The organism is Micromonospora sp. CNZ296, assembly GCF_007827635.1.
Genome location: NZ_VISW01000016.1, coordinates 106,739 through 122,513 on the forward strand (window position 1 = coordinate 106,739; position 15,775 = coordinate 122,513).

General features: G+C 73.7%; 16 protein-coding genes. 10 read left to right on the plus strand and 6 right to left on the minus strand.

All coding sequences use genetic code 11. The features are described 5' to 3' along the window. Positions 1-18: 18 nt before the first annotated feature. Both FB455_RS24860 and FB455_RS24865 read right to left on the minus strand, forming a co-directional pair. Positions 19-492, minus strand: a complete 474-nt coding sequence (locus tag FB455_RS24860; protein ID WP_145755059.1) for a hypothetical protein — start codon at positions 490-492, stop codon at positions 19-21. Further along, positions 489-1,067, minus strand: a complete 579-nt coding sequence (locus FB455_RS24865) for an anthrone oxygenase family protein (protein WP_145755060.1) — start codon at positions 1,065-1,067, stop codon at positions 489-491. The genes FB455_RS24860 and FB455_RS24865 overlap by 4 nt, the downstream gene beginning before the upstream one ends. A 170-nt stretch (positions 1,068-1,237) precedes the next feature. Between FB455_RS24865 and FB455_RS24870 the strand changes: the two genes are divergently transcribed. Together FB455_RS24870 and FB455_RS24875 are read left to right on the plus strand one after the other, a co-directional pair. Beyond that, positions 1,238-2,431: a sensor histidine kinase gene (locus FB455_RS24870; protein WP_145755061.1), complete on the plus strand. Its 1,194-nt coding sequence runs from the start codon at positions 1,238-1,240 to the stop codon at positions 2,429-2,431. Continuing rightward, positions 2,428-3,090, plus strand: a complete 663-nt coding sequence (locus FB455_RS24875) for a response regulator transcription factor (protein ID WP_145755062.1) — start codon at positions 2,428-2,430, stop codon at positions 3,088-3,090. The genes FB455_RS24870 and FB455_RS24875 overlap by 4 nt, the downstream gene beginning before the upstream one ends. A gap of 22 nt (positions 3,091-3,112) precedes the next feature. Here FB455_RS24875 and FB455_RS24880 read toward each other — a convergent pair whose 3' ends face one another. Then, positions 3,113-5,272, minus strand: coding sequence for an MMPL family transporter (locus FB455_RS24880; RefSeq protein ID WP_145755063.1), 2,160 nt, complete (start codon positions 5,270-5,272; stop codon positions 3,113-3,115). A 112-nt stretch (positions 5,273-5,384) separates the two neighbouring features. Here FB455_RS24880 and FB455_RS24885 point away from each other — a divergent pair, with 112 nt between their 5' ends. Genes FB455_RS24885 through FB455_RS24900 form a run of 4 tightly spaced genes read left to right on the plus strand, consistent with a single transcriptional unit; the run spans position 5,385 to position 7,909 of the window. Continuing rightward, the gene (locus FB455_RS24885) at positions 5,385-6,335 is read left to right on the plus strand and encodes a hypothetical protein (protein WP_145755064.1); all 951 of its coding nucleotides are present in this window, start codon (positions 5,385-5,387) and stop codon (positions 6,333-6,335) included. Then, positions 6,332-6,730: a hypothetical protein gene (locus FB455_RS24890; protein ID WP_030272997.1), complete on the plus strand. Its 399-nt coding sequence runs from the start codon at positions 6,332-6,334 to the stop codon at positions 6,728-6,730. Before FB455_RS24885 ends, FB455_RS24890 begins: the two co-directional genes overlap by 4 nt. 46 nt (positions 6,731-6,776) lie before the next feature. Continuing rightward, positions 6,777-7,142, plus strand: coding sequence for a VOC family protein (locus tag FB455_RS24895; RefSeq protein ID WP_145755065.1), 366 nt, complete (start codon positions 6,777-6,779; stop codon positions 7,140-7,142). Positions 7,143-7,174: 32 nt separating this feature from the next. After that, positions 7,175-7,909 (plus strand): YqjF family protein, encoded by a 735-nt coding sequence (locus FB455_RS24900; RefSeq protein WP_145755066.1) that lies wholly within the window; start codon positions 7,175-7,177, stop codon positions 7,907-7,909. 113 nt (positions 7,910-8,022) lie between these two features. On the opposite strand, the gene yidD is transcribed toward FB455_RS24900, so the two are convergent. Next, positions 8,023-8,394: a membrane protein insertion efficiency factor YidD gene (yidD, locus tag FB455_RS24905; RefSeq protein WP_225319755.1), complete on the minus strand. Its 372-nt coding sequence runs from the start codon at positions 8,392-8,394 to the stop codon at positions 8,023-8,025. A gap of 120 nt (positions 8,395-8,514) precedes the next feature. On the opposite strand from yidD, the gene FB455_RS24910 reads away from it, so the two are divergent. Next, complete coding sequence (locus FB455_RS24910; RefSeq protein ID WP_013284273.1) at positions 8,515-9,375, plus strand: AraC family transcriptional regulator; 861 nt, start codon at positions 8,515-8,517, stop codon at positions 9,373-9,375. On the opposite strand, the gene FB455_RS24915 is transcribed toward FB455_RS24910, so the two are convergent. Beyond that, positions 9,372-10,586, minus strand: a complete 1,215-nt coding sequence (locus tag FB455_RS24915; RefSeq protein ID WP_145755067.1) for an aminoglycoside phosphotransferase family protein — start codon at positions 10,584-10,586, stop codon at positions 9,372-9,374. The two genes, FB455_RS24910 and FB455_RS24915, sit on opposite strands and share 4 nt — an antisense overlap. A 108-nt stretch (positions 10,587-10,694) precedes the next feature. On the opposite strand from FB455_RS24915, the gene FB455_RS24920 reads away from it, so the two are divergent. Continuing rightward, the gene (locus FB455_RS24920) at positions 10,695-11,267 is read left to right on the plus strand and encodes a hypothetical protein (RefSeq protein WP_145755068.1); all 573 of its coding nucleotides are present in this window, start codon (positions 10,695-10,697) and stop codon (positions 11,265-11,267) included. 6 nt (positions 11,268-11,273) lie between these two features. Here the strand turns inward: FB455_RS24920 and FB455_RS24925 are convergent, their stop codons facing one another. Beyond that, positions 11,274-12,428 carry a hypothetical protein gene (locus FB455_RS24925; RefSeq protein WP_145755069.1) on the minus strand — a complete coding sequence of 385 codons (1,155 nt, stop codon included), beginning with the start codon at positions 12,426-12,428 and terminating at the stop codon, positions 11,274-11,276. Positions 12,429-12,694: 266 nt separating this feature from the next. Between FB455_RS24925 and FB455_RS24930 the strand changes: the two genes are divergently transcribed. Further along, positions 12,695-14,236: a gluconokinase gene (locus tag FB455_RS24930; protein ID WP_145755070.1), complete on the plus strand. Its 1,542-nt coding sequence runs from the start codon at positions 12,695-12,697 to the stop codon at positions 14,234-14,236. A gap of 22 nt (positions 14,237-14,258) precedes the next feature. Beyond that, positions 14,259-15,770 carry a GntT/GntP/DsdX family permease gene (locus FB455_RS24935; RefSeq protein WP_145755071.1) on the plus strand — a complete coding sequence of 504 codons (1,512 nt, stop codon included), beginning with the start codon at positions 14,259-14,261 and terminating at the stop codon, positions 15,768-15,770. Positions 15,771-15,775 lie beyond the last annotated feature (5 nt).

Here is a 15,775-nt window from a genome sequence, read left to right on the forward strand (position 1 = left end):
TCTCGCCCGCTCGCCGAGTCAGGCGAGCGGGCGAGAAGCGTCGGCCTGCTCACGACGTCGGGCCGGCGCTGGCAGCACTCGGGACAACAGCACCGCCACCCCACCCGCGACCACCCCGACCATCGTCCCGGTGACCAGGCTCGACATCACCGCCGCACCCCGCAACAACGCCTCCCGCGCCCCCGGCTCCAGCCCGGCCAGCCCTGGCGCATCCATCCCCAGCGACGAGTCCCAGAACACCTGGTGACCGGCCGCCAGGAACACCCCGTACAGCGCCCCGATCACCACGATCGTCAGGAACGGGCGCGGTGGCCGCCGCCACAGCACGGCGGCCACCCAGCACAGCGGCGGCCCGACCGCCAGCAGCGCAGCCACGACCGTGCCCTCCGGCACGACGTCCAGGTCGTGCAGCGCCACGCGCGGGGCGGCCAACGCGGCGAGCGCAACCAACGCCGGCCAGGAGAACCCGAGGGTACGGCGACCCGCGCTCATCGCGTCACCTCCGCCGACCCGGAGCCGGATGCCGAAGCCGGCGCCGAAGCGGGCACCGAAGCCGACGCGGGAGCCGGAACGGACGCGGTCGAGCGCACGAACTTCAGCAGCGCGACGAACGCGAGTACGGCCGTCACCGCGCCCCCGGCGAAGCGCACCCAGTGACCGGCGACGAATTCGGCCGCGACCTGGCGCAGGTACTCCGGCGAGTGCGTTCCCACCGGGTCCACGAACATGATCTCGTTGCGCGGCCAGAAGAAGACAGCGGAGAACACGAACTCGCAGACGACGAACACGGCCGTGGCGCCGGCGACCCACCAGCGCAGCCGGCGGTCGCGCCAGGTGAGCAGCATCGCGGCGACGCTGCTGAGGATCACCGACGCGCCGAGCGGCGGGAAGTAGTCGTGCGGGCCGCCGTGGACGAGGAACTCGCGGGCCCGGTCGAGCGAGGCGGGCGCGTCGCTGAAGATGTTCGGGTAGAGCATGACGGTCTCGGCGGCGACCCCGCCGAACGACATCATTGCCGCCCACACCATGACAATAAGGGCGAGCCAGGTCAGTCTTGTGCGTACCACGAGGGTTCTCCTCACGTTTCGGGGACGCCATCGACGCTAGGTCGGCCGTCCCCGGCCGTCGTCCGCGTGGCCGCGCGACCGGATGTCGCTTCTCGGCGTACGCCTCGGGGTCGTCCCTGACGCCTGCGGACGACAGCGGTGAGGGTCCGCGCGGACCTAGGCTCGAAGGCGTGCCCGACACCTCGCCCACCCGCGCCGATGTGCTGCTCGCGGCGGCCACGCTCGGCCTGGTCGCGGTGGCCGTGGCGGCCGACCGGCCCTCGCCCGGCGGCGCGGTGCTCGCCGTCGTGGTCGGCGCGGTGCTCGGCGGGCTGGTGCTGTGCGCCAGGCGGTGGCCGCTGCCGGCGTTGGTCGCCACGGCGGTCGTGATCCTCGGGTACTACGCGCTGGACCTGCCGCCCGTCGGAGTGGCCGCCCCGGCCGCCGCCGTCCTCTACCGGGTGTCCGAGCGCGGGCGTGTCGTCCCGGCCGCCGTGGTGGCCGGGAGCCTGCTGGCCGTGTCCGTGGTCGCCCGGCTGGCCGAGGGCGACGACATCGCGGTGGTCGTCGGTACGGAACTCGGCTCCGAGGCGGCGTTGCTGCTCGCCGTCATCGCCCTCGGTGACGCGGTACGCAACCGCAGGTCGCTGCGGGCGGCGCTGGTCCGGCAGGCGGTCGCGGCCGACGAGGAGCGCCACCGGGAGGCGGCCCGTCAGGTCGAGGCGGAACGGCTGCGCATCGCCCGGGAGGTGCACGACACGCTCGGGCACACCATGTCGGTGATCACGTTGCAGTCCGCCGTCGCCCGGGAGGCGCTCGCCGACAGCGACCCGGCGCAGGCGGAGAGCGCGCTGGCCGCCATCCGGTCGGTGAGCGGCAGCGCGATGGCGGAGCTGCGGGCGACGCTCGGCACGCTGCGCCGGGAACCCGGTCCACGGGAACCGGCCCCCGGCTTCGACCGGCTCCCGGCGCTCGTGGACGGCGTACGCCGGGGTGGGCTGACTGTCGACCTGCGGATCGAAGGTCCGGTGGACACGCTGCCGGCAGTCGTGGGCAGCACCGTCTACCGGGTCGTGCAGGAGGCGTTGACGAACGTCCTGCGCCACGCCGATGCCACCCGGGTCACCGTCACGGTCCGCGCCACGCCCGGCCGGCTCGCGCTGGAGGTGGTGGACGACGGCCGCGGCGGCCCGCCCGCCGGGCGCAGGGACGGGACGGGCCAGGGCCTGCGCGGCATGGCCGAGCGGATAGCCCTGCTCGGCGGCACCGTAGAAACCGGCACCATCCAAACCGGCAGCACCGGAGCAACCGCCGCAACCGGCACGGGCGGCACCGCCGGCTTCCGGGTGTCGGTCCACCTGCCACTGACGGGAGTCGCCGCGTGAACCCGATCCGCGTCGTGCTCGTCGACGACCAGCACCTCGTACGTACCGGCCTGCGCGCGCTGCTCGACCGGGCGCCGGACATCGAGGTGGTGGGCGAGGCCGGCGACGGCGGCAGCGGCCTCTCGGTGGTACGGGAGCAGCGGCCCGACATCGTGCTGATGGACGTACGGATGCCCGGCGGGGACGGACTGGAGGCGACCCGGCGGATCCTGACCGACTCGATGCTGGACGGCGTGCAGGTCGTCATGCTCACCACGTTCGACGACGACGAGTACCTGTTCGAGGCGATCCGCGCCGGGGCAGCGGGTTTCCTGCTCAAGGACACCCCGCCCGACGCGCTGCGGGACGCGGTCCGGACCGTCGCCGGTGGCGACGCGCTGCTCTCCCCCGCCGTCACCCGGCGGGTGCTCGCCGCGGCGGCCCGTTCACCGGTGGCCGACCCGGGGCGGCTGGCCGGACTGACCGCACGGGAACGGGACGTGCTGGCGCAGGTGGGCGCCGGACGGTCCAACGCGGAGATCGGGCAGGCGTTGTTCCTGAGCCCCGACACCGCCCGCACCTACGTGAGCCGGCTGCTCCAGAAGCTGAACGCCCGCGACCGGGCGCAGCTCGTCGTGATCGCGTACGAGAGCGGGCTGGTCCGCCCCGGCGAGGGCTGAGCCGCGCCGGGGCGGGTCACAGTCAGGTCGACGCCGCGTCCGCAGGTGCCGGTGCCGCGTGCCGGCCGCCGCCGTTGCGCCGTTCGTCGCCGTGCCCCGGCCACCACGCCTTGTGGCCGATCAGCCCGGTCAGCGCCGGCACGAAGAACATCGACATGACGAACGCGGACAGCACGATCCCGATCGCCACCGCGAAGCCCATCTGCTGGAGGAACGAGATCGGCGCGAGCATCAGCACCCCGAACGTGCCGGCCAGGATCAGCCCGGCCGCGGCGACTGTCGGCCCGGCGTGTTCCACCCCGATCGCGGCGGCCTGGTGCGGTTCGTGGCCCTCGCGCGCCTCCTCGCGTAGTCGGGCGATCATCAGGATGTTGTAGTCGGTGCCGATCGCCACCACGAACAGGTAGAGGATGATCGGCAGCTGGAACGTCACGCCCGGGTTGCCCTGGAGCCCCTGGAACACGTAGACGGTGGCGCCGAGCGTGGCGGCGAAGTTGAGTAGCACGGCGATCACCAGGTAGACCGGCGCGACGAGGCTGCGCAGGAGCAGCGCCAGGATGATCGCGATCAGGAGTGCGGCCACCGGCAGGATCACCGACAGGTCCCTGTTGTTCGCCGAGTTGATGTCCGCGAAGATCGCCGTGGTGCCGCCGACGAGTGCCCTGGTGCCCGGCGGAGCCGCCTCGTGCAGGGACTTCCGCAGGTCGTCGCGTACGAGCGTGATCGCCTCGTTGGACATCGGGTTCTCGTTCAGCAGCAGGTTGATCCGGACGACGCTCGGGTCGGTGGCGCTGCGCTCCGGCGGCTGCGCCTGCCCGACGCCGGGTGCGCGCGCCGACGCGGCGGCGAAGTCGTTCACCTGCTGCTCGGTGAGCGGGGTGCCGTTGCCGGTGGTCAGGTAGACCTCGGTGGGCGCGAGCGCCCCGGCGGCGAACCCGCGCTGGAGGTCCTGGGCGGCCCGCGCCGACTCGGTGTCCTGCGGGAAGCCGGCGCCGAAGTCGTAGTCGGCCTTGTAGCCGAGCACACCGGCGGCGAGCGCGACGAGCAGCGCGCCCGAAGCGGCGGCCACCACGGCCGGGCGGCGGCCGACGACGGCGCCGAGCCGCCGGGACAGGGTCGCCTTGGGCGGGCGCTGCCACGCCTTCGACGGCCAGAACACCCACCGGCCGAGCAGCGACACGAGCGCCGGGATCAGGGTCAGCGAGGTGACGAGCATGACGCCGACGGCGATGGCGAGCGCCGGGCCGAGCGACCCGAAGAAGCCGAGTGAGGCGAGCAGCAGCACCAGGAACGCCACGATGACCGCACCGGCGGCGGAGGTGATGACCTCGCCGACCCGCTGCACCGAGACGATCATGGCGGTGCGCTTGTCGTCTCCGGCGCGCAGGCGCTCGCGGTAGCGGAACAGCAGGAACAGGATGTAGTCGGTGCCGATGCCGAACAGCACGATCAGCAGGATGGTCTGGAGGTCCTGGCTGACGTTGAGGTCGAACGCCTTGCCGGCGGCGGCGACCAGCCCGGTGGTGACGGACATGACGACGCTGATGACCACGACCGGCAGCAGCGCGGCGATCGGGCTGCGGAAGATGATCAGGATCAGCCCGATGATGAGGACGATGGTGGCGACGCCGACGACGGCGAACGCGTCGTTGAACGTGTCCTCGTTGTCGACGAAGCTCGCCACGTCGCCCGCCACCCCGGCGGTCAGGCCGCTGCCGGCCAGGTCCGGCCCGAGGGCGGCGCGCAGGTCGCGTACCGCGTCGAGCAGGCCCGGGTCGTCGGGGCTGTCGGCGTCGAGACCGACGGTGACCACCTGCACGGACTTGTCCGGCGCGACGGCCTGCGGGCCGGTGAGGTAGCCGGAGGTCTGCGGGATGTTCCGGGCCTTGAGCGCGGCGGCCAGCTGCCCCACGCGCGCCTCGTCGGCCGCGGTCAGCGGTTTGCCGTCGCTGCGTTTGACGACGACCGTTGCGGTGGCGGTGGCGGCCTGCGGGAACGACTTCGCGCCCAGCTCGGTGGCCTGCACCGACTCGTAGGTGCGCGGCAGGAAGCTTTCCTGGTCCGCGGAGGTGATGTCGCTCAGCGAAGGACTGGCGGCGATGATCGCGATCGCGGCGACGACCCAGCCGCCGATCACCCACCAGGCCTTGCCCACGACGAATCTGCCCAGGCGCTCGAACATCGTTTCCCCCGTGTGTTCGGCTGTGTCGCACGCGATCCTACGCTGCGTGAGCAATCCCTTTCGGACGGCTCGCGGACTTCCGTCGATGATCCGGGTGGTCGAGGATCGACGGATGAGCGCGACGCTGCCCGGTCCCGGAGTGCTGACGGCCTGGTTGGCGGCGACGGTGCCGGCTCCGCTGGTCTTCTTCGAGTGGACCCACAGATGGGAGGAGGACCAGCCGGTCTCGACCGCGCTGTGGTGGCCCGTGCTCGCGTCACCGGTGCTCGCCGCCGTGCTGGCGGCCCGGCAGCCCCGGCGGCCCGGGGTGGCCCTGGGCGTGTCCACGCTGGTCGCGACGGCGCTTCTCGCGTTGTCACTGGCGTTCTTCCGGTGGGTCGTGCCGCTGACCGGCGAGGCCCGCTGGGGGCGGGCTCTGCTCGGCGGCGCGGCGCTCGCGGTGGCCGGAGCGCTGATCGGGTACGCCGCCGGCGGGCGCCTGCCCCACCGGGCCCGCCCGGCGTCGCGGCGCGGCTATCTGATCGGCGGGCTCGCCGTGGTGTTCGGCGCGCTGCTGGCCCAGTCCGCGGTAGGGCTCGGCGCCGAGGACAGCACGATCGGGCAACCCCCGCATGAGTACGGCGGCGTCGGCCCCTACTCGACGTCGGCGGGCCGGTTCACGGCACCGGCCGCCGGGGCGTACGCGATCTTCGCGGTGGGCTTCTCCCCGGCGGACCCGGACTGCCGCGTCACCGGCGGCGGCGCGGAGGTCCGGACGGCCGAGCCGGTCTCCGTCCCGCCGGGCGACTACGGCAGCGACGCCGCCACCTATTCCTGGGTGGCGACCGTGCGGGTGCCGATGCCGGGTACGTGGACGCTCGACTGCCGCACGACCGACCCGGAGGCGTCCTACGTGGTCGGTGACGTGCCGGAGATCCGGGGCGCGGTCGGCGAGGTGATCCACTGGCCGGTGGGCGTGATCTGGCTGCTCGGCGCGGTTCCCGGCCTGCTGATCGTCGCGGACACCGCCAGGCGACGGCGAGCCGGTCCGATGGTCGCGGTGTCCGGCAGGATGACCGCGTGAACGACGACGAATGGTACGAGCGGCACGGACTGCGTCCGGCAGACGTCGAGCCGGTGCGGTCGATGCTGCGCGAGCAGATCCGTCTCGGTGCCGATAACGACAGCGCCCTCATCCACCTGGGCTGCGAGCAGTTGTTCCTGCACGGTGACCTGGCCGACGTACTGCTGATCTGGCAGGCCAAGCACTCCAGCTTCGACGCCGCGTGCTCCGTGGAATGGCAGTTGCTGTGCGGGGCGGGGCGGGAGCAGACGCTCGCTCACCTGCGGACGCTCGGCACGGCGGAGGCGGCCGAGGTTCTCGCCTACCTGTCGGCTGTCGATCCCGAGGACGTAGCAGCGTTCGACGTGGCCGAGCAGTCTCGCTGGTACGTCGAATACCACGGCGGATTGTCGTAGGGGTCTCGTAGCCTGGCGCGGTCATCGACGATCGCAGGGAGGCGACGTGCTCGACCACTTCTCCGTAGCGGTACGCGACCTGAAGGCCAGCGGCGCCTTCTACGACGCGGTCCTCGCCCCGCTGGGCGGGCGGCGGCTGATGGAGCCCGGCCCGATCGGCTACGGCGTCGACGCGCCCGACTTCTGGGTGGAGCCCGCGCCGTCCGGCGCCACGCCGGTGCCGGTGCACATCGCGTTCACCGCCGCCGACCGCGCGACGGTGCGCGCGTTCCACGACGCGGCGGTGGCGGCCGGGGCGGAGGTGCTGCACGCGCCGAAGGAGTGGCCGGAATACCACGCCGCCTACTACGGCGCGTTCGTCCGCGACCCGGACGGCAACAACGTCGAGGCGGTCTGCCACCGCCCGGAGTGACTCCCGGCGCGTCCGGGAGGCAGGATGGACCGGTGGAGATCGAGCCGGTCGAGCACGCTCCCGTACGCGCCATCCGCCGGGCCTGGCTGGCGCAGCGCTGGCACGATCTCGCCTTCCTGCACTGGGCGGTCCCGCCGGAACGGGTGGCGCCGCTGCTGCCCGCCGGCACCCGGCCGGACACGCTCGACGGGCTCACCTACGTGGGGCTGATCGGGTTCCGGATGGTCGGGCTGGGTCTCGGCCGTGGCCCGGGCGTGCCGTACCTCGGCACATTCTGGGAGACGAACGTCCGGCTCTACTCGGTCGAGGGTTCGGGGCGGCGCGCTGTCGTGTTCCGCTCGCTCGACGCGTCCCGCCTGGTGCCGGTGCTGGTGGCCCAGGTGAGCCTGCGTCTGCCGTACAAGTGGTCGGCGATGCGGCTGGACCGGTCCGGTGACACGCTCACCTACCGCTGCCGCCGCCGCTGGCCCGGTCCGGCCGGCGCGACCAGCCGGATGGCGGTACGCGTCGGCGCGCCCATCCCCGAGCCGACGCCGCTGGAACACTTCCTGACCGCCCGCTGGGGCCTGCACACCCGGGCGTACGGCCGCACCCGCCACCTGCCGAACTGGCATCCACAGTGGCCGCTGCACCGCGCCGAACTGCTGCACCTCGACGACGAGCTGGTCACCGCCGCGGGCCTGCCCGCACCGGACGGGCCGCCGGTGAGCGTGCTCTACTCCTCCGGCGTACCTGTCGTCTTCGGCGGCCCCACGTCGGTCGGGTGACCGCCACGTTGATCGACGCCAGGTCGCCGCAGTGGCGGCATCCGGCACACCGGAACACCGCCACTTCCCCGAGGTGGCGCCGGCACGTCCGCGCGGCGCGGAGGCGAGCGGGGTCAGTGCAGCGGGTCGTGGGTGCCGTGCGGGACGTCGGGACGGCATCGGCGTACCCGGTCCGCGGCCATCCGGCCACCCACCGCCAGCCCGTACCGCTCCACCGCGGCGAGCCCGTACGCGCTGCACGTCGGCGTGTAGCGGCAGGTCGCCGGCCAGCGGTGCGACAGCCAGCGCCGGTAACCGAGGATGGCGGCCCGGCCGGCTCGGTCCACGGCGGGCCGCCGGACGACGCCCGCGGTCACCGAGCCGAGGGTGAGCAGCATCGAGAAGAGGCCCAGGTCGCAGCAGCCCGGCCCGTCGCAGGTGGGCACGTCGCAGTTGCACCAGTCCCGGCTCTTCTTTTTCTTGTGGTGCCGCTTCCGGAAGATCACCACGCCATGATGCGACACGCCCGCCAGTGTCGATGAGGCGACCGGACCGGGTCCGGTGTGATCGGGTCGGTGGGCGGCCGGGAACCTAGCGTCGAAGGCGTCACCAGGAGGGAAGACCGGGTGCTGGATCGGCTCAACGCCGCGCTGGACCACCTCGAACAGCGGCTCGACCAGCCGCTCGACGTGGCCGCGCTGGCCCGGATCGCGGGCGTGTCGGAGCACCACTTCGGCCGGCTGTTCTCGGCGCTGGCCGGGCTGCCGCTGTCGGAGTACGTGCGCCGACGCCGGATGACGCTTGCGGGCGCCGACGTGCTCGCCGGCCGGGAGTCGCTGCTCGACGTGGCGGTCCGCTGGGGGTACGGCTCGAACGAGGCGTTCGCCCGCGCGTTCCGGGCCGTGCACGGCGTCGGGCCGACGCAGGCCCGGCAGGCCGGTGCGGTGCTGCGGTCCCAGCCCCGGATGTCCTTCCGGCTCGTCGTCGAAGGGAACACCAGCATGGACTACCGGATCGTGACCAAGGACGCCTTCCGGCTCGCCGGGCTGACGGCCCGGGTGCCGCTCGTGCACGAGGGGATGAACCCGCACATCGTGGCGTTCGTCAGGGGCATCGACCCGGCTACCGTCCGCCGCATCGAGGCGCTGTCCGACCAGGAGCCGCACGGGATCGTCAACGTCAGCGCCGAGCTGGCCGGTTCCCGGGACGAGGGCACCGAGCTGGACTACTGGTACGCGGCGGTCACCGGCGCGGACGTGCCGGACGACCTGCGCAGTCTGCCGGTCGAGGCCGGCGAGTGGGCGGTGTTCTCCAGTTCCGGGGCGTTCCCGGTGGCGGTGCAGCACCTGTGGCGGGCCGTGTTCACGTCGTGGTTCCCGTCCAACCCGTACGAGACCCGGCCGGGGCCGGAGATCTCGCGGGTGCGGGTCGCGGAGGACGGCGGCACCGCCGACGCGGAGCTGTGGATCCCGGTTCGCCGCATCTAGGGTCGCGCCACCGCCGCCGCTCGCGCCAGCGCGGCCGGCACGTCGTGCACGTGGTACGGATGCTCGCCCGGCTCGATCGCGGCGAGGAACATCGCGTACACGGCGGCCAGCCGCAGCGGCGCGACCGGCCGGAGCAGGTCGACGACCCGGTGCGGGTCGCTGCCGGGCACGTCGGCCCGCCACCGTCGCGCCCATGCGTCGACCAGCCGGGCGGCGACGCCGGCGTCGACGTCCTCGGTGAGGCGCAGGATGTCGAAGGCGGGGTGGCCGACGAACGAGTCCGCCCAGTCGATCACGGTCCGGCGCCGGTCGTCGCCGCGCACGTTGCCGGGGTGCAGGTCGCCGTGCACGAGCGTGTCCGGCAGGCCGCAGCCGGCGACCTGCCGGAGCCGCCGGTCGAGCCCGTCGAGCAGGCCGGCTGCGGCCGACACGTCGTGCCCGGCGAGCCGTTCCCGGATCCAGCCCGCCAGCCGCGCCCCGCGCAGGTCCGGCACCCCCGCCGCGACCAACTCGCCGACGATCCCGCACGCCCGCCGCTGCACCGCATGATGCTCAGCCGCGACGGCGGCCCGCTCGCCTTCCCCGGCCCCGTACCGGTCCGCACCCGGCACGTCCGCCAGCAGCATCCGCCCCTCCCTGTCGGCGGCGAGCACGACCGGCCCGTTGATCAAGGAGTTCGTGTCGTCTGGGAGATCGTCACCGACACCAACTCCTTGATCACCGGGGAAGCCCAGGACTGTGGGTTCGTGCCGGGCGAACGGGGGGAACTGCTTCAGCCACGCCGGGCCCTGGTCGGTGTCCAGGCGCCAGATGGCGGAGAGGTTCCAGGTGCGCTGCTGCGCCACCGCCGTCACCCGGCGGCCGAGCCGGCTCAGCTCGCCGGTCGCCCACGCGATGCTGCGGGCCGGACCGCCGGCCTCCGCCCACGGCTGGCGCAGCGGGTGCGGTGCGAGGTCCACGGCCGCCGGTTCCAGGGGTACGGCCGGCGCGTCGACTACCTGCGCCAGGTAGCGAACGTGGCCGCCGGGAGGCGCGGAACGGTCGGCGTCGAGCAGCCGCAGCACCGTCACCTCCAGACCGTGGCGCCGCCGGACCGTGTCGACGATCGAGTGGACCTCCTGCCACCACGGCTCCGGCACGTCGAACGGCGGCAGCGCGCCGAGCGGACGGCCGGTGGCGTCGAGCAGGACCAGCGAGACGGTGCGGGACACGGCCGGACGGTATCCGGGCACCCCTACGGGAGGCGAGCGGATTGATCCGGGTCAGGTTCGGGACCGCTCCCCGATGTCCCGGGCACGGGCGCCCGGAACGCTGAGGCGATGAGCCTCCTCGATTCCCGCACACGTCCCACGCACCAGTGGCTACGCCCGGTCGCCGTGGCGTCTGCGGTGCTGCTGCTCGGCTACGGCCTGCTGCGCCTGCTCGACCGCCTGGACGGGCACAGCGACAAGGGCGCCTGGGCCTGGAACACCGGGCACACGCTGTTCCTGCTCGGCGTCCTCGGCTTCGCCGCGCTGATCGTCGGGCTGCACGGCCTGCTGCGTACCCGGTCGTCGCGACTGCGGACGCTCGACGACGTGGCCGCACCGGCCGGCCTGGTCGGCGCCGCCGCCTTCGTCTGGGTGATCCTCGGCGACCTGTTCCCGAGCTTCGCCGACGCGGTGCCCACGCCCGGCCTGGTGCTGTACGGCGGACCGCTGCTGTTCGAGGTGGGCCTGCTGGTGCTGCTGTACCGGGCGGCGGCGGCCCGGCTGCTGCCGGTGTGGGCGCCGGTGCTGGTGCTGGCCGGGTTCCTGGCGATCGCGGTGAACCTGAACCTGCTGCCCGTGGGCGCCGCGCTGGTGCTGGCCGGGCTGCTGCCGCTGCGCGTCACGCCCCGCCCGGTGGCCTGACCTCCGTCACCGCCAGACGGTACGGCGGAACCCCTTGTGACCGGCGCACACGTCGCGCTGACCGCCGGTGCGGCTGATCGAGCCGTCGCGGCACTGCACCAGCCAGCCGCGGTCGGACCAGAACCCGGGGACGCACTCGAACCAGTCGCACACCCCGGCAGCCGGCCGGCGGACGCGCTGGCCGCCGCAGAAGTCGTACCCGAAGGGGTTCGCCGGTGCGCCGCAGCGGCGCTCGACCGGCGGCTGCGGCGTGCCGCGCGGCGGTGCGGGACGGACGCGGGACGGCTCAGGGCTCGTGCTGGGCCGGACCTGGACGGCGGGCGCGACGTGCGGCGGCGCGGGCGTGCCGGTGGCCCCCGGGGTCGCGGCGGCGGCGCGCTCCGAGCCGGCCCGGGTGGGCGGGTTGGACTCGATGAGCATCGCCGGCACGATCAGCGCGAGCGCCGCGCCGACCGCCACCGTCCGCCGGCCGCCGGGCACCAGCGCGGTGACGCGGGCCTGGGCGGGGCTGAGCACTGCGGGGCGTTCCGGCCGCGCCGCGGTGTGCTCCGCGATCAGCTCGTCCAGCTCGGCCACGACTGCGGCGCGCTGCTCGATCGCGTCGGCGAACGCCAGCGTGAGCGTGAACCGGAAGTCGGCCGCCGCGCCGGTGGGCAGCAGCAACCCGGAGGTACGCCGCCGGTCCAGCACCTGGATCAGGGTGACCGGCGCGCCGGGGTCGTGGGACAGGCCGGTCATCCGGCCGTACGCCCAGTCGCGCCGGCCGCGTCCGCCGAGCAGGACCAGGCGCCGGTTGGTGAGCACGGCGAGCCCGGCGTCGACCACCTTGACGCCCTCGGGGCGGCGGGGGCGCAGCGCGGGCGGGTCGGGGTCGACTGTCAGTTCGGGGGCGGGCAGCACGGCTGTGTGCCGGACCTCGACCAGTTGCGCGGCCGGGAGTGTCCAGAAGACCACCTCGCCGGGAGCCAGCTCCATCGGCAGGCCGACGCCCGCCTGAGCCGAGCCGTGGAAGGACACCGCGAGGGTACGCAGGCGGCGCAGCTCGTCGTCGCGGCGTCGCCACGCCTCGTCGGCGGCGCGGAAGGCCCGCTGACGCCGCTCGTTCTGCCGGTGCGCCCACCGGTACCGCCATGTGGAACCCGTCGAATCAGTCTTCGTCACGCCGACTCCTCCGCCGCGCGAGCCCACCAATCGGGGTGTCATTCATGTCAACTGTGCGGCAGGGGTACGAAGACACGCGAAAGTCGCCAATTAGACCGATCGGCTGATTGACCTACACAATCGGCGGAAACTCCCGCGTCGATTCACGTTCCGTGCCACCGGCTCCCGGCGCTCCCGCTTCGTCATGCGCGCGCGTGGACACGTCGGTAACGTCAGCCGCAACGGCGGGGCGGAGCGCGGCCCCCGGGCGGCGAGGAGGTGCACCGGTGGGCGACCCGGCCGTGGTGGTGGGAGTGGACATCGGCACCACCAGTTCCAAGGCCGTCGCGTTCGACACCACCGGCCGGCAACTGGCCAGCCACTCGATCGGCTACCCCCTGGAGGAGCCGAATCCGGGCTGGGCCGAGCAGGATCCGGACCTCATCCACGAAGCCGTGCTCGGCGTGATCCGCGCGGTGGTGGACGAGCTGCGCGTACCGGTTGCGGGCCTGTCGTTCAGCACCGCCATGCACAGCCTGATCGGGCTGGACGCCGACGGCACCCCGCTGACCCCGTCGATCACCTGGGCCGACTCCCGCGCGAGCGCGCAGGCCGAGCGCCTGCGGGCCGCGCCCTCCGGGCTCGCCCTGCACCGGCGCACCGGCACCCCGGTCCACCCGATGGCGCCGCTGCCCAAGCTGGTCTGGTTCGCCGAGCAGGAACCGAAGCTGCACGAGCGGGTCGCGCACTGGGTCGGCATCAAGGATCTCGTACTGCGGCGGCTCGCCGACGCGCTCGTCACCGACCACTCGGTCGCCTCCGCCACCGGCCTGATGGACATCCACCGGCTGGCCTGGGACACCGAGGCGCTCCGCCTCGCCGGCATCACCGAGGAACAGCTCCCCCAGCTCGTACCCACCACCCACGTGCTGCCGGGGCTCACCCCCGAGGCGGCCCGCGCCACCGGGCTGCCTGTGGACACCCCGCTCGTGGTGGGCGCCGGCGACGGGCCACTGGCGAACCTCGGGCTCGGCGCGGTACGCCCCGGCGTGGTGGCCTGCTCGATCGGCACCAGCGGCGCGATGCGGGTGATGGTGGAACGCCCCGGCGTGGACCCGCTCGGCGGCGTGTTCTGCTACGCGCTCACCGAGGACCGCTGGGTGGTCGGCGGCGCCATCAACAACGGCGGCATCGTCCTCCAGTGGGCGAACGATGCGCTCGCCCCCGAGCTGGGCGAGCACGCCGAGGAGGAGCTGCTCGACCTGGCCGCCACGGCGCCGGTCGGCTCCGGCGGGCTGATCATGCTGCCTTATCTGCTCAGCGAGCGGGCGCCGCACTGGAGCGCGCTGCCCCGCGGCGCGTACGTCGGGCTGACCCACGGCCACGGCCGGGCGCACCTGGTCCGGGCCGCGCTGGAGGGCGTCTGCCAGCAGCTCGCCCTGGTCCTCGCCTCGGTCCGGGCCGCCGGGAACGAGGTACGCGAGGTCCGCGCCAGCGGCGGGTTCGCCCGCAGCGCGCTGTGGCGGCAGATCCTCGCCGACGCGCTCGGCATGCCGGTGCGGTTCCCCGCCGGGCACGAGGGGTCCGGCTTCGGCGCGGCGCTGCTCGGCATGCAGGCGCTCGGCCTGATCTCCTCGATCGAGGTCGCCGCCGATCTGGTCCGGATCGAGGAGACGGTCCGCCCGGATCCCGCCTCCGCCGCCACGTACGCCGCACTGCTCCCCCTCTTCTCCGAGCTGTACGACGCCCTCGTACCCACGTTCGCGTCCCTGCGGCGGATGGCACCGAGCCTTCCGCCGGAACCACCACCCACCGCACCACCCCGCTGACCGACCGAAGGGCGTGATAGCCGTGGTCACACTGCTCGCCGCACCCGCGGAGCCGCTCACGAACGCCGGTGACACCCAGCTCGTCCTCGCGGCCCTGCTGGGCATCGCCGCGGTGGTGCTGCTCATCGCGTGGGGCAAGGTGCATCCGTTCCTGGCGCTGATCCTCGGCGCCGCGGTGCTCGGCGTGGTCGCCGCCGTACCCGTCGACAAGATCGTCACCTCGTTCAGCGGCGGCGTCGGCTCCACTGTGGGCGGCGTGGGCCTGCTGATCGCGCTCGGCGCGATGATCGGCGGCCTGCTGGCCGAGTCCGGCGGGGCGGACGGCATCGTGGAGCGGGTGGTCGGCCGGGTCTCCGGGACCGCGCTGCCCTGGGCGATGGCCGGTGTGGCCGCGCTTATCGGCCTGCCGCTGTTCTTCGAGGTCGGCGTGGTGCTGCTGGTGCCGATCGTGCTGCTGGTCTCGCTGCGGGTGAACGTGCCGCTGATGAAGATCGGCATTCCCGCGCTCGCCGGCCTGTCGGTGCTGCACGGCCTGGTGCCGCCGCACCCCGGCCCGCTGGTGGCGATCGACGCGCTCGGCGCCAACCTCGGTCAGACGCTCGCGCTGGGCCTGCTGGTGGCGATCCCCACGGTGATCATCGCCGGCCCGGTCTTCGGCAACTTCATCGCCCGGTACGTGCCGGCCACCGCACCGGCCGCGCTGCTGCCGACCCGGCGCGACGCGGCCGTCGACCGCAGCCCGACCCGGCCCGGTGACGGCCGGCTCGACGCCGACGGCGACCTGGTTACCGCGGACGACCTGGTCAACCCGGGCACCGGACGGCCCGGCGGCGCGATCGACGAGCCGGTCGGGCGGCGATCGCGCCGGGCCCCGGCGCTCTGGGCGGCTGTGGTGACGGTGCTGCTGCCGGTGGTGCTGATGCTGCTGCGGGCGATCGGCGAGCTGACGCTCGGCGAGGACACCGCAGGCCGCAAGGCGCTGGACATCGCCGGCACCCCGATCATCGCCCTGCTGGCAGGCGTCATCTTCGCCATGATCTTCCTGGGCTACCGGTCCGGCTTCAGCCGTACCCAGGTCTCCGGTTTCCTCGGCGGCTCGCTGCCGCCGATCGCCGGCATCCTGCTGATCGTCGCCGCCGGTGGCGGCTTCAAGCAGGTACTCGTCGACGCCGGCGTGGGCGACCTGGTCGCGAACGCCGCCGACGGTGCGAACCTCTCGCCGCTGCTGCTCGGCTGGCTGGTAGCGGTCGGCATCCGGGTCGCCACCGGCTCGGCCACCGTCGCCACCATCACCGCCGCCGGTATCGTCGCGCCGCTGGCCGCCACGCTCCAGGGCCCCGAGGTGGCGCTGCTGGCGCTGGCCATCGGCTGCGGGTCGCTGTTCTTCTCCCACGTCAACGACGCCGGCTTCTGGCTGGTAAAGGAGTATTTCGGGTTGACAGTGGGGCAGACCATCAAGAGCTGGTCGGTGATGGAGACCATCATCTCGGTGGTCGGCTTCCTCGGCGTCCTGCTTCTCGACGTCTTCATCTAGCGACG